The sequence below is a fragment of the Pseudomonas sp. GL-B-19 genome, from assembly GCF_019956415.1.
Classification (GTDB): Bacteria; Pseudomonadota; Gammaproteobacteria; order Pseudomonadales; family Pseudomonadaceae; genus Aquipseudomonas.
In genome coordinates, this window is record NZ_JAHBDK010000083.1 from 1 (window position 1) to 13,094 (window position 13,094).

Consider the following 13,094-nt stretch of genomic DNA (forward strand, 5'->3'; position numbering starts at 1 on the left):
TGTCGATGCTCAACAGCTACTCCGGCTGGGCAGCGGCCGGTATCGGTTTCTCGCTGAACAACTCGATGCTGATCATTGCGGGCTCCCTGGTGGGTTCGTCCGGTGCGATCCTCTCGTACATCATGTGCAAGGCGATGAACCGCTCCTTCTTTAACGTACTGCTTGGCGGTTTCGGCAACACAGCCGCCGCCGGTCCTGCAGGCGCCCAGGAAGCCCGTCCGGTGAAGTCCGGTTCGGCTGACGACGCGACCTTCCTGCTGACCAACGCCGACACCGTGATCATCGTTCCGGGTTACGGCCTGGCGGTTGCACGGGCACAGCACGCGCTAAAAGAACTGACCGAGAAACTGACCCATCGCGGCGTGACTGTGAAGTACGCGATCCACCCGGTTGCCGGTCGGATGCCTGGCCACATGAACGTATTGCTCGCCGAGGCCGAAGTGCCTTACGACCAGGTGTTCGAGATGGAAGACATCAACTCCGAGTTCGGCCAGGCTGACGTGGTGCTGGTATTGGGCGCCAACGACGTGGTCAACCCGGCGGCGAAGAACGATCCGAAATCGCCGATTGCCGGCATGCCGATTCTGGAAGCGTTCAAGGCCAAGACCATCATCGTCAACAAGCGTTCGATGGCCAGCGGCTATGCCGGCCTGGACAACGAGCTGTTCTACCTGGACAAGACCATGATGGTGTTCGGCGACGCCAAGAAAGTCATCGAAGACATGGTCAAAGCCGTCGAGTAACCCTCAGCGGCACACAGAACGCCCCGACTCGTCGGGGCGTTTTTGTTTGCGCAAATCGTCAGACAAACTACGCTTTTGTTACCGATCCGGTAATGATGTTTTGCTCGAAAGGCCCGGAATAGACGCCTTATTTGCGACCTTGGTAGCGGGACAGGAGTCGGTGTAATTCACTAGACTGCACGTCCTGCTACCCGTTGCCCGAGATAACATCCCATGTACCGTGACCGTATTCGCCTGCCTTCCTTGTTGGATAAAGTGATGAGCGCCGTCGACGCCGCCGCTCTGATTGAGGACGGCATGACCGTTGGCATGAGTGGCTTCACCCGCGCCGGCGAAGCCAAAGCCGTCCCCCAGGCACTGGCCGAGCGCGCGAAGGTCTCGCCGCTGAAGATCACCCTGATGACCGGCGCCAGCCTGGGCAACGACCTCGACAAACAACTCACCGAAGCCGGCGTACTGTCACGACGCATGCCATTCCAGGTGGACAGCACCCTGCGCAAAGCCATTAATGCGGGCGAGGTGATGTTCATCGACCAGCACCTCTCGGAAACCGTGGAGCAATTGCGCAACCAGCAACTCAAGTTGCCGGACCTCGCGGTGATTGAAGCGGTGGCGATCACCGAGCACGGCCATATCGTGCCGACCACGTCAGTCGGCAACTCGGCCAGCTTCGCGATCTTCGCCAAACACGTGATCGTCGAGATCAACATGGCGCACAACCCGAATCTCGAAGGCCTGCACGACATTTATATCCCGACATACCGTCCAACCCGTACGCCGATTCCGCTGGTGAAGGTTGATGACCGCATTGGCAGCACCGCCATCCCGATCCCGCCGGAGAAGATCGTCGCGATCGTGATCACCAATCAATCGGACTCGCCGTCCACCGTATTGCCACCGGATACCGAAACCCAGGCGATTGCCGACCACCTGATCAACTTCTTCAAGCAGGAAGTGGCGGCCGGACGCATGACCAACAAGCTCGGCCCACTGCAGGCTGGTATCGGGACCATTGCCAACTCCGTGATGTGTGGCCTGATTGATTCGCCGTTCGAAGACCTGACCATGTACTCCGAGGTGCTGCAGGATTCGACATTCGACCTGATTGACGCCGGCAAGCTGAGTTTTGCGTCGGGCAGTTCGATCACGCTGTCGAGCCGTCGCAATGCCGATGTGTTTGGCAACCTGGAACGCTATAAGGACAAATTGGTCCTGCGCCCACAGGAAATCTCCAACCACCCTGAAGTGGTGCGCCGACTTGGCATCATCGGCATCAACACGGCGCTGGAGTTCGACCTCTACGGCAACGTCAACTCCACCCATGTCTGCGGCACACGGATGATGAACGGCATTGGCGGCTCGGGCGACTTTGCGCGCAATGCGCATTTATCCGTCTTCGTCACCAAATCGATTGCCAAGGGCGGAGCGATCTCCAGCGTCGTGCCGATGGTTAGCCACGTCGACCACACAGAGCACGACGTCGACATCCTCGTCACCGAGATTGGCCTGGCGGACTTGCGCGGGCTGGCGCCCCGGGAACGGGCGCGGGTCGTCATCGACAACTGTGTGCACCCGGACTATCGCCAGGCCCTGGACGACTACTTCACCGCTGCTTGTGCGATTGGCGGGCATACGCCGCATATCCTGCGTGATGCGCTGAGCTGGCACATAAACCTGGAAGAAACGGGGCGCATGCTCAAGGTGTAATTGGTACAGATGGCAGCTGACGCAAACACAGTTTCGTCAGTCTGCCGTTGCCAGGTAAAAAAATGTTTAAAACTGTACTGCTGTACCGGTCATTTCCTACCGAAGAAACCTACTTTTTTCAGTCAACCGAAGGAAAACGCCTCATTAAGGTGCAGACAGGTACAGTTGCTTCAATTTCGACCAGTACACCCCCTATTAACAGTTAACTGGTCCCTCACAATACAGGTGAACTGTATCTACAGAGACTAGGCAAACGAGAGGATCATGGGCACCAGTTAAACCACTACCTAATCCCGCCACAAGCGGAAGGATGTCAATCATGGAACGTACACTCAGTTCCGAGCTGTTCTTCGAAGACACTGCTGCAAAAACCCAGGCTTCCATGCCTCTGCGCGTTATCGCCAACCTGATGCTGTGGCAGCGCCGCATCTCCAGCCGCCACCAACTGGCTCGCCTGGATTCGCGTCTGCTGGCTGACGCAGGGATTAGCGAAGCACAGCGTTACGAAGAGCTGAGCAAGCCGTTCTGGCGCTAAGTTAGCGTCGCTGGCCCTGACCTATTGGGTCCACTGCCAGCAATCCAGATTGAAAAAACAGAGCCCGTCGTGGAAAACCACGACGGGCTTTGTCGTTTTCGTGTTTTTCTCCCAAAAACGACCATGCCCGCGGAGTACAGGTACAGTTTTAGACACGTCAACTTTGCACAGGTACAATTCCAACAGTGTGTGCTTGTTTTGCAATGACAGAGGAATGATCCCGCTGAAATCGAAGCCCCACGTCCTTTGGTTTCCGGACAGCGCACTTCAACTGCCTGGAACGGGCCAGACCCCAGCGTTTACGGGATCAGCGCAACTCTCAGCAACTTTGAAAGCTGGGCATCAGCCATACGCTTGCCTCAACAAAATGGATAAACCTGTCTGGTGCTAGCGTTTTGGATGAACAGGCCGGACTGTGCGAAAGAACAAAGCAGGCCTAATATCAAAACCAGAACGTGGCGAATGCTGTACGACAGGCGTCATCCAGCAGTTGCCTCGCCACCTCTCAATCGATTTTGTCCAAAGGAGTAACCCCATGTCCCGACTTCGTCTGCTCAGCGTTGCAGCCCTGCTTGCCGTGGCTGCCAATTCCCACGCCACCAGCTTTATCGTGACCACCGATGCCGTCGTCAAAGCATTCAAAGCCACGTCAGATGCTACTTCCAACATCACTTCTTCGTTTAAGGACGACAAGATTGTGCTGGCTGCCCGTGATGATGCCGCCAGCTTCGTTGCCAGCGAAGGGGCTATCCGCGGGGTAAAACTCGAAAGCGCCCTCGATCACATTCGCCACCAGGCTCCACAACTGAATGCAACAGATGCACAGCTGGCGCAGGCGATTCTGACCATCTAAGCGATAGCCTTGACGCGGGACACGCCCAACGTGTCCCCGTGTTTCGGCACTGGCTCTAGACCGGACGTTGCGCTAGCCTTGAGGCCCGCTTCCAGCTATCGAGCTTCATGCGTTTTCATTCACTGCTGTTGATCACTCCGGTCATTCTTGTAGCCTGCTGGTCCGGCTCGGCCCATGCCTTCGATGCCTTTAATCTTTCTACTCAAGGCATTGTGGCTAGTGGTTACGGCGCCAGTCTGGTGACCTGCGCACCCTTCGACCGTAAACTGCTGCTCGTCGCTCACGATGATGCAGCGGCATTCATTGCCAGCGAGGGCCAATTGCGTGCAGCACAGCTGGAATCCGCCCTGATTTATCTGCGCTATACCCAGCCAAAACTTCATGCACGCGACCTTGAACTGGCACAAGCAATTCTCGTCCAATAGTTATCCCTGTTCCCTCGGAGTCGTTCCATGCGTAGCCCGCTTATTGCTGCCACCCTTGGCCTGCTGTTGTTGGCCGATGTGGCCCAGGCCCATACCCTGGTTGCCACCAGTAACGTCCTCATTCGTGCCACCCAACGCACGCTTGATTTCACCTCTGATACCACCACCTCCATTCGTGACTCGAAGATCATCCGCGAAGCCCAGGACGACGCCGCGAGTTTCGTGGCCAGTGATGGCGATATCCGCGGCGCGCGCCTCGAAGCAGCGTTCAATACCCTGCGCGTTCGCGTGCCGGAAGCCCGGGATGCCAGTGATCAGGTACTCGCCGAAGCCATCCTCGCACTGTGAGGCCGTCAGCCGCCTGGCTACTGGCCGGGGTCATGATGCTGTTCGGCAGCACGGCTCACGCCAGCCTGCAATTACAGCTCAAGACTGAAGGTCTTAGCCCAGCTCAACAGCAAGCCAGTCAGGCACTGCTCGATGAAGCCATGCAGGCGTTGCCGCCCCGGTTCATCGAGCAACTGGACCGGCGTATTGATGTCGGCTGGACCGATGACATGCCGAGCAATGCCTACGGCCAGGCATCGCTGGTGTCCGAACTCGACTTGAACCGTAACCTGCTCGCCAGCCTCACCGACGGCAGTGCTGCGAGCAAGAAGACTTATCGCCCTCATGGCACTGTCCGCCGCGAAATGCTCGCCACGGTGCTGCACGAACTGACCCACATCTATGATCGCTCGCGCCTGTGGCCAGACGATGAGCGCAAACTGATTCAACACTGTACCCGGCGCAACAGTAGCTCGGGACTGGTGGGGATTCCCGATCAGTGCCGTGGCCAGACTGATCGACGCTTTACCCTCAGCGACGATCCGCGCCTGCTCGACCTTGCCGGCTGGCCACAATATGTCGGCCGTCGCGGCGAGCGTGAACAGCACAACCGACAGATCGCCCGCAGCCCGGACATTTACGAAACGAGCAGTCCGAAAGAGTTCGTCGCAGTCAACATGGAGTATTTCCTCCTCGACCCGAGCTACGCCTGTCGTCGCCCGGCGCTGTACCGCTACTACCAGGAACACTTTGGCTGGGCACCGGCGACCAAAAACACCTGCGCTAAAACCGTCGCCTTTCTCAACGCCGGCAATGACTTCGCCAAGCAACCCCTCGGGCAGGTCGATCCGGAACGGGTCTACGCCATCGACTATCTGCTGGCCGAAGCCAATCAGAACTGGGTCAGCCGCTGGGGCCACAGCATGTTGCGGCTGGTCATCTGTGCGCCAGGGCGACCACGGGGCCCCGACTGCCGTCTCGATCTGGACCAGCATCTGGTCTTGTCCTACCGCGCCTTCGTCGGTGACGTGCAGCTTTCGAGTTGGGGCGGACTCATTGGTAAATACCCGTCACGCCTGTTTGTCCTGCCGCTCTCCCAGGTCATCGACGAGTACACCAAGACCGAACTGCGCAGCCTGGCTTCGGTGCCACTGAACCTGTCGCACAGCGAGATCGAAGGTGTCGTGGAACATGCCGCCGAGATGCACTGGAGTTACGACGGCAACTACTTTTTCCTATCGAACAACTGTGCGGTAGAAGAACTGAAATTGCTGCGTAGCAGTACCAACCATGCGCAACTGGTCGGGCTGGATAACATCATGCCGAACGGCCTGCTGGAAGTGCTCAAGGGTCGAGGACTGGCGGATACCAGTGTGCTTGACGACCCACGCGAAGCGCTCCGGCTGGGCTATCGCTTCGATTCCTTCCGCGACCGTTATCAGGCCATGTTCGACGTGCTGAAAAAGCGCGTGCCGATCAAGCAGGACAAAGTCGAAGACTGGCTGGCATTGAAAGCGGTCGAGCGCCGGCAATGGTTCGAGCAGGCAGACCTGCGCGCCAGTGCCGCATTGCTGCTGTTGGAGCAGGCAGCCTTCCGCCAACAAATGCTGCTGGCCCAGGACGAAGTCAAGCAGCGCTACCTCGGCGCTCGGAACCTGGAACACGGCGGCATGGACAAGGCCGATGCGACCTTGCAACAGATTCTCGCCAATAGCGGCTACCTTAGCCGTCCGGCTGAACTGCTCGGCAGCGGTGGTTATGGATTGCCCCAACCCAGTGAGTGGGAACGCCTGGAGTCGGAGAGCAGCCAGCGCCAAAAGCAGTTGCTGGCGCTGACAGGGGATCTGGACAAGGAAGTGCGAGCGCTGCTCGAACCCGGCCGTGCTGCCGAAATGGCCGCCAATGAAGCCAACCTGAAGCAGGTTGGCGAACATCTGAGAAAGCTGCACAAAGCAGCAGGCGGGTTGGAACTGCCGTAGAAAAAAGGGCTTCAGAACACAGTTCTGAAGCCCTCGGTCTTGCTGTTTAGTCTGTGCCGCGAGGCTCTAATTCCTCTGTATCAGGAACTTGAACTTCAGCTGACTCGCGCTTGGCGCACGCCTTCTGCCAGCGCTGCGCAAAGGCTCAGTACGCCGTCAATCGCCTGATCCGGTGTCGAAGCGTTGGCGATGTGATCGATCAACGCCGACCCCACAACAACACCATCAGCCAGACGAGCAATGGAAGCCGCCTGCTCCGGAGTACGAATGCCGAAACCGATGCTGATCGGCAAATCAGTGTGGCGACGCAGACGGGCAACCGCCTCTTCAACGTGTTCCAGAGTCGCCGCCCCTGCGCCGGTCACACCAGCAACCGACACGTAGTAAACAAAACCGGAGCTGCCGTTCAGGACGGTCGGAAGACGCACGTCATCGGTGGTCGGGGTGGTCAGGCGGATGAAATCCAGGCCCGCTGCCTGAGCCGGGTCGCACAACTCGCCGTTATGTTCCGGGGGCAAGTCGACCACGATCAGACCATCAACGCCGGCCTCTTTGGCGTCGGCGATGAAGCGCGGCACGCCGTACATGTGGATCGGGTTGAAATAACCCATCAGTACCAGCGGAGTCTCGCTGTTGCCTTCACGGAACTCGCGAACCATTTGCAGGGTTTTCGCCAGGTTCTGTTTGGCGCCCAAAGCGCGAATGTTGGCCAGCTGGATCGCCGGACCATCGGCCATCGGATCAGTGAAGGGCATGCCCAACTCGATCACGTCGGCGCCAGCCGCGGGCAAGCCTTTAAGGATCGCCAGGGAAGTGTCATAGCTCGGGTCGCCAGCAGTGACGAAGGTCACCAGGGCGGCGCGATTCTGTTCCTTGAGTTCGGCAAAGCGCGTTTGCAGGCGGCTCATCAGTGTTTCTCCTGCTTGGATTGCTCTTGTTGGGAGTGTTCCATGTGGTGCATCACGGTTTGCATGTCTTTGTCGCCACGGCCGGACAGGTTGACCACCATCAGGTGATCTTTCGGCAGGGTCGGCGCGCGTTTAAACACTTCGGCCAGGGCGTGGGCGCTTTCCAGTGCAGGAATAATCCCCTCCAGACGGCAGCATTTGTGGAACGCGTCGAGGGCTTCGTCGTCGGTTACCGAGGTGTACTGAACGCGACCGATGTCATGCAACCAAGCGTGTTCCGGACCGATGCCTGGATAGTCGAGGCCGGCGGAAATCGAGTGGGCGTCGATGATCTGGCCATCGTCGTCCTGCAACAGGAACGTACGGTTACCGTGCAGCACGCCCGGTACGCCGCCGTTCAGGCTGGCCGCGTGCTTGCCGGTTTCGATACCGTAACCGGCCGCTTCAACGCCAATGATCTCGACACTCTTGTCATCGAGGAACGGGTGGAACAGGCCCATGGCGTTGGAACCGCCACCGATGCATGCCACCAGGCTGTCCGGCAGACGGCCTTCCTGAGCTTGCAATTGATCGCGAGTTTCCTTGCCGATAACCGCCTGGAAGTCGCGAACCATCGCTGGATAAGGGTGCGGACCGGCCACAGTGCCGATCAGATAGAAGGTGCTGTCGACGTTGGTCACCCAGTCACGCAGCGCTTCGTTCATCGCATCTTTCAGGGTACCGGTGCCGGCCACGACCGGGATCACTTCAGCACCCAGCAGCTTCATGCGGAACACGTTGGCTTGCTGACGCTCAATGTCGGTGGTGCCCATGTAGATCACGCAGTCGAGACCGAAACGCGCCGCCACGGTGGCAGTCGCCACGCCGTGCATGCCCGCGCCGGTTTCGGCGATGATGCGTTTCTTGCCCATGCGCCGCGCCAGCAGGATCTGGCCGATGCAGTTGTTGATCTTGTGCGCGCCTGTGTGGTTCAGCTCTTCGCGCTTGAGATAAATCTTCGCGCCGCCGCAGAACTCGGTCAGACGTTCGGCGTAATACAGCGGGCTTGGACGTCCGACGTAGTCACGCTGGAAGTAAGCCAATTCTTCTTTGAACGCCGGATCTGCCTTGGCCGCTTCGTATTCGCGGGCCAGGTCGAGGATCAACGGCATCAGGGTTTCGGCGACGTAGCGGCCGCCGAACGCGCCAAACAGGCCGTTGGCGTCGGGGCCGTTGCGCAGATTAGTCTGAGTCATGGGTCGCTCCGGTTGAATGGGTGGGATGATGCTTTTGTAGAGAGTGGGCTTAACTCTACCCCTGACGCCCCGCACTGAAAACCGATAAGATCGCCACAACCTGTCAGGAAAACTCACAGATCCCATGAGTCACGACCTTCCCCCGCTGAACGCGCTTCGTGCCTTCGAAGCGACTGCCCGACTGAACAGCGTCAGTCAGGCCGCCGAACAGCTGCACGTCACCCATGGCGCGGTCAGCCGGCAGCTCAAGGTGCTCGAAGAACACCTCGGCGTCAGCCTGTTCATCAAGGACGGTCGCGGCCTTAAACTCACAGATGCCGGCATTCGCTTGCGTGATGCCAGCGGCGAAGCGTTCGAACGGTTACGCACGGTGTGTGCAGAGCTGACGCAAAGCACCGCCAATGCGCCCTTCGTACTCGGTTGCTCGGGAAGTCTGCTCGCGCGCTGGTTTATTCCACGCCTGGGACGACTGAATGCGGACCTGCCTGACTTGCGTCTGCACCTGTCAGCCGGAGAAGGCGATCTCGATCCGCGTCGTCCAGGACTCGATGCATTGCTGGTGTTTGCAGAGCCGCCATGGCCTGCGGACATGCAAGTCTATGAGTTGACCAGCGAGCGGATCGGCCCGGTCATGAGCCCGCGATTCGCCGGCTACGAAAGGTTGCAAGGCGCACCGGCCATGGCGCTGCTGAAGGAGCCATTGCTACACACCACCTCACGACCCCAGGCGTGGCCGAGTTGGGCACAGCAAAGCGGCCTCGACGCCAAGGCGTTGAAGTACGGTCAGGGTTTTGAGCATTTGTATTACTTGCTGGAAGCTGCGGTGGCTGGCCTCGGGGTGGCGATTGCACCGGAGCCGCTGGTGACCGAAGACGTGAAGGCCGGTCGCCTGGTTGCGCCATGGGGTTTCAGTGAAACCCCGGCGCAACTGGCGTTGTGGTTACCCAAGCGTGCCGCGGACGGGCGGGCTCGGCAACTGGCGCAGTGGCTCAAGAATGAACTGCACCCAGCGGATTAATCCCCGCGTTTGCACAACAGATAGGCCGCGAGAAGACCCAACGCACCCACGGCAACACCGGCTGTCGTCCAAGGATGTTCCTGGGCGTAGTCCCGAGTGGCGATGCCGGTTTCACGGGTTTTGACTTTGACTTCTTCGTACGCATCGCTGAGCAGATGACGCGAATGTTTCAGCGCACTTTCGGCATTGGCTTTTAAGGCTTTCAGAGTTCTACGCGACTCGTCCGAAGCATCGTCTTTCAGGCTTTCCAACGATTTCAGCAGACTCTCGATCTCGGCTTCCATGCTTTGCAATGAGGCTTTACGTAATGAAGTGTTGGCCATGGTGGCTCTCCTGCATTGATTGAGTTGCGTGTGTTGATTGGGACTTCAGGGGTTGGAGAAAGTGCAGTAAATCTGCATATCCCTTTCTGATTGGCCGACGCAAGTAAGACCAAAAATCACTGCTAGTCTGTAATTCACACCCTGAGGAGAACGCCATGACTGACCATCACACCTACAAAAAAGTCGAACTGGTCGGCTCGTCCACCAGTAGCATTGAAGACGCCATCAATAATGCGCTGGCTGAAGCCAGCAAAAGTCTCAAGCTCATGGAATGGTTTGAAGTGACCGAAACCCGCGGGCACATCAAGGACGGCAAGGCGGCACATTTTCAGGTGACGCTCAAAGTCGGATTCCGGATTGCCAGCAGCTGAGTTTGAGCTAGTCTTTTGAAATTGCGCGCTGGCCGAGGGCCATCTGGAAAGGCAAAGCGCTACATGTGTGCATCCAGCAGTTGGCTGGATGCCCCTTTTGATCCGACCAGGGAATGCGACCGATGATGAAGTTTATTTTGGCGATTGGTTTGTTGAGCCTTGCGGGAACAGCCTTTGCCCAGGGCAAGTCATGTGACGAGCTGAAAACCGAAATCGCAGCGAAACTGGATGCTAAGGGTGTTTCCAATTACACACTTGAAATCGTCGATAAAGGCGCTGCTGCTGATGGAAAAGTCGTTGGCACCTGTGAAAAAGGCTCCAGGCAAATCGTCTACAAGCAGGGCTGACCCATCTTCGAAACTGAAAAAGCCGACGCAATGGCGTCGGCTTTTTTGTGAGTGCCGTTTAAGTGTCAGCCGTTAATAACCTGCGCCAACAGTTCATAGGAGCGCAGACGATCGGCATGTTCGTACAGGTCGCAGGTAAAAATCAGTTCGTCGGCCTGAGTCTGCTCGACCAGCACGTCCAGTTTGGCGCGGATTTTCTGCGGGCTACCCACCATCGCCAACCCAAGGAAATCACTGACCGCTTCCCGCTCATGCGGCAGCCACAACCCGTCCATGGTTTTCACCGGCGGACGCTGAACCAGACTTTGCCCACGCATCAGCGCGAGAATCCGCTGATAGACCGACGTCGCCAGATAATCAGCCTGCTCGTCTGTATCAGCAGCCACCAGCGGCACACCGAGCATCACGTAGGGCTTATCCAATACCGCTGAAGGCTTGAAGTGATTGCGGTAAACGCGAATCGCCTCATGCATGAAACGCGGTGCGAAATGGGAGGCGAAGGCGTAGGGCAAACCACGCTCACCGGCCAGTTGCGCACTGAACAGACTGGAGCCCAGCAACCAGACCGGGACGTTGGTGCCGGTGCCCGGCATGGCGATGATTCGCTGGTCCGGGGTGCGTGGACCGAGGTAGCGCATCAATTCGGCCACGTCTTCCGGGAAGTCGTCGGCACTGCCGGAACGTTCACGACGCAGCGCGCGGGCAGTCATTTGATCAGAACCGGGCGCGCGGCCCAAGCCCAGGTCGATACGCCCCGGGTACAGACTTTCCAGGGTGCCGAACTGCTCGGCGATTACCAGCGGCGCGTGGTTAGGCAGCATCACGCCACCTGAACCGACCCGAATGGTCGAGGTACCGCCTGCCAGATAGCCAAGCAACACGGAAGTCGCCGAGCTGGCGATGCCGTCCATGTTGTGGTGCTCGGCGACCCAGAAGCGGTTGTAGCCGAATTTTTCGACGTGCTGCGCCAGGTCCAGGGAATTGCGCAGCGACTGAGCTGCGCTGCCGTTCTCGCGCACAGGCACCAGATCAAGGGTCGAGAACTTGATGTCGGACAGTCGTTTCATAAACCTGCTTCTCCAATTGAGGTCGCAGGTTTTTTATTGCAAACGAAAACCTGCCGAATCCATAAGCGTGCTTCATGCAATGAGGGCATATACCCGAGATTCAATAGCCAAGCCAAAAAAACCTACGAAAACAGTAGGACTAATGAGATCAGGTGAACTTTGCACCAGCGGCTATCCTCAGAACCCTGTAACCGAAAACCACGAAGGCGCTTCGCGCCGGATCTTGAGGAGGCAGATATGGCTATTACGAAGAAAGCATCGGCTCATTGGGAAGGTGACCTGAAAACCGGCATTGGCTCGATCTCCACTGAAACCGGCGTGCTCAGAGAAGCACCTTACGGCTTCAAAGCGCGTTTCGAGGGCGGCAAAGGCACCAATCCGGAAGAGCTGATCGGCGCCGCCCATGCGGGGTGCTTCTCCATGGCATTTTCAATGATTCTTGGCGATGCCGGTCTCAAGGCTGACAGCATCGATACCCATGCCGAAGTCACCCTGGATCAGGTGGACAGTGGTTTTGCGATCACGGCCGTGAAGTTGACCCTCAAGGCGAAAATCCCAGGGGCAACTCAGGCGCAGTTTGTGGAATTGAGCAACAAAGCCAAAGAAGGCTGCCCGGTTTCCAAAGTGTTGAATGCGAAAATCAGTCTGGATGCGACATTGCTCAGCTGATCACAGCGTTTGCAGTCACCTGGAAAAGATCGCAGTCTGAAGCAGGCAGCGGTCTTTTTTTGCGCCCGGACAAAACCTGACCAGCCAAATTGTGGTCGAATAAATGACAGCAGTGAAAGCGTATTACCCTGCGCGCTGCCTCAAAGGAGCTTCAACCATGAAACGTTTTACCTTGGCGGTTATCTGTTGCGCATTGGCCACATCGGCCCTCGCAGCACCGAAACCCTGTGAAGAACTCAAGGCCGAGATCGAAGCCAAGATCCAGGCCCAAAGGGTTTCGTCCTACACCCTGGAAATCGTCACCAATGACGAAGTCCACGATCAGAACATGGTCGTAGGCTCATGCGAAAACGGCACCAAGAAAATCATCTATCAGAAAAATGACCGCTGATTCGCCTCACAGGCAATAGGACTCGCTGTCTTCAGCGACGATCTCGCGTTTGGCGTTGTACAACCGGGCGCCGGGGATAAACGCTATGGACTGCCCGACCAGCAAATAACGCTGGCCGGCTTCGAAATGATCGTACTTGATGGTCAGGTAGCACAACCGTTCCGATGGACCGCCCATCATCCCCATGTCCCCACCC

At 57.9% G+C, this 13,094-nt stretch carries 16 protein-coding genes and 1 pseudogene; 12 read left to right on the forward strand and 5 right to left on the reverse strand.

What is annotated here, in order from left to right; translation table 11 throughout:
* The 7 genes from KGB06_RS26540 to KGB06_RS26570 all read left to right on the forward strand — a co-directional run.
* A partial coding sequence (locus tag KGB06_RS26540; protein WP_223521107.1) for an NAD(P)(+) transhydrogenase (Re/Si-specific) subunit beta occupies nt 1-743 on the forward strand: 743 nt, incomplete at its 5' end.
* A gap of 213 nt (nt 744-956) precedes the next feature.
* On the forward strand, nt 957-2,450 hold the full coding sequence (locus tag KGB06_RS26545; RefSeq protein WP_223521109.1) for an acetyl-CoA hydrolase/transferase family protein: 1,494 nt from the start codon (nt 957-959) through the stop codon (nt 2,448-2,450).
* A 319-nt stretch (nt 2,451-2,769) separates the two neighbouring features.
* On the forward strand, nt 2,770-2,985 hold the full coding sequence (locus KGB06_RS26550; protein ID WP_007902752.1) for a DUF1127 domain-containing protein: 216 nt from the start codon (nt 2,770-2,772) through the stop codon (nt 2,983-2,985).
* Between the two features lie 535 nt (nt 2,986-3,520).
* Nucleotides 3,521-3,838, forward strand: coding sequence for a DUF2388 domain-containing protein (locus KGB06_RS26555; protein ID WP_223521111.1), 318 nt, complete (start codon nt 3,521-3,523; stop codon nt 3,836-3,838).
* Between the two features lie 107 nt (nt 3,839-3,945).
* Nucleotides 3,946-4,263, forward strand: a complete 318-nt coding sequence (locus KGB06_RS26560) for a DUF2388 domain-containing protein (protein ID WP_223521113.1) — start codon at nt 3,946-3,948, stop codon at nt 4,261-4,263.
* A 27-nt stretch (nt 4,264-4,290) separates the two neighbouring features.
* Nucleotides 4,291-4,611, forward strand: coding sequence for a DUF2388 domain-containing protein (locus KGB06_RS26565; RefSeq protein ID WP_223521115.1), 321 nt, complete (start codon nt 4,291-4,293; stop codon nt 4,609-4,611).
* Complete coding sequence (locus tag KGB06_RS26570; protein ID WP_223521117.1) at nt 4,608-6,569, forward strand: DUF4105 domain-containing protein; 1,962 nt, start codon at nt 4,608-4,610, stop codon at nt 6,567-6,569. The genes KGB06_RS26565 and KGB06_RS26570 overlap by 4 nt, the downstream gene beginning before the upstream one ends.
* A gap of 95 nt (nt 6,570-6,664) precedes the next feature.
* On the opposite strand, the gene trpA is transcribed toward KGB06_RS26570, so the two are convergent.
* A complete protein-coding gene (gene trpA / locus KGB06_RS26575) occupies nt 6,665-7,477 on the reverse strand; it encodes a tryptophan synthase subunit alpha (protein WP_223521119.1) in 813 nt (270 codons plus the stop codon).
* A complete protein-coding gene (gene trpB / locus KGB06_RS26580; protein ID WP_223521121.1) occupies nt 7,477-8,712 on the reverse strand; it encodes a tryptophan synthase subunit beta in 1,236 nt (411 codons plus the stop codon). The genes trpA and trpB overlap by 1 nt, the downstream gene beginning before the upstream one ends.
* Nucleotides 8,713-8,836: 124 nt before the next feature.
* On the opposite strand from trpB, the gene KGB06_RS26585 reads away from it, so the two are divergent.
* Nucleotides 8,837-9,730, forward strand: coding sequence for a LysR family transcriptional regulator (locus tag KGB06_RS26585; protein WP_223521123.1), 894 nt, complete (start codon nt 8,837-8,839; stop codon nt 9,728-9,730).
* Here the strand turns inward: KGB06_RS26585 and KGB06_RS26590 are convergent.
* Nucleotides 9,727-10,053: a YqjD family protein gene (locus tag KGB06_RS26590; RefSeq protein WP_223521125.1), complete on the reverse strand. Its 327-nt coding sequence runs from the start codon at nt 10,051-10,053 to the stop codon at nt 9,727-9,729. The two genes, KGB06_RS26585 and KGB06_RS26590, sit on opposite strands and share 4 nt — an antisense overlap.
* A 155-nt stretch (nt 10,054-10,208) precedes the next feature.
* Here KGB06_RS26590 and KGB06_RS26595 point away from each other — a divergent pair, with 155 nt between their 5' ends.
* Nucleotides 10,209-10,424: a dodecin gene (locus KGB06_RS26595; RefSeq protein ID WP_007947897.1), complete on the forward strand. Its 216-nt coding sequence runs from the start codon at nt 10,209-10,211 to the stop codon at nt 10,422-10,424.
* Nucleotides 10,425-10,546: 122 nt separating this feature from the next.
* Nucleotides 10,547-10,771 carry a DUF1161 domain-containing protein gene (locus KGB06_RS26600; protein WP_223521127.1) on the forward strand — a complete coding sequence of 75 codons (225 nt, stop codon included), beginning with the start codon at nt 10,547-10,549 and terminating at the stop codon, nt 10,769-10,771.
* A 65-nt stretch (nt 10,772-10,836) separates the two neighbouring features.
* On the opposite strand, the gene KGB06_RS26605 is transcribed toward KGB06_RS26600, so the two are convergent.
* Nucleotides 10,837-11,838: an LLM class flavin-dependent oxidoreductase gene (locus tag KGB06_RS26605; RefSeq protein WP_223521129.1), complete on the reverse strand. Its 1,002-nt coding sequence runs from the start codon at nt 11,836-11,838 to the stop codon at nt 10,837-10,839.
* A 237-nt stretch (nt 11,839-12,075) separates the two neighbouring features.
* Here KGB06_RS26605 and KGB06_RS26610 point away from each other — a divergent pair, with 237 nt between their 5' ends.
* Nucleotides 12,076-12,507, forward strand: a complete 432-nt coding sequence (locus KGB06_RS26610) for an OsmC family protein (RefSeq protein ID WP_223521131.1) — start codon at nt 12,076-12,078, stop codon at nt 12,505-12,507.
* 157 nt (nt 12,508-12,664) lie between these two features.
* Nucleotides 12,665-12,898, forward strand: coding sequence for a DUF1161 domain-containing protein (locus KGB06_RS26615; RefSeq protein WP_223521133.1), 234 nt, complete (start codon nt 12,665-12,667; stop codon nt 12,896-12,898).
* A gap of 6 nt (nt 12,899-12,904) precedes the next feature.
* On the opposite strand, the pseudogene KGB06_RS26620 reads toward KGB06_RS26615, so the two are convergent.
* Nucleotides 12,905-13,094 (reverse strand): annotated as a pseudogene (locus KGB06_RS26620) (hypothetical protein); the annotation flags it as partial.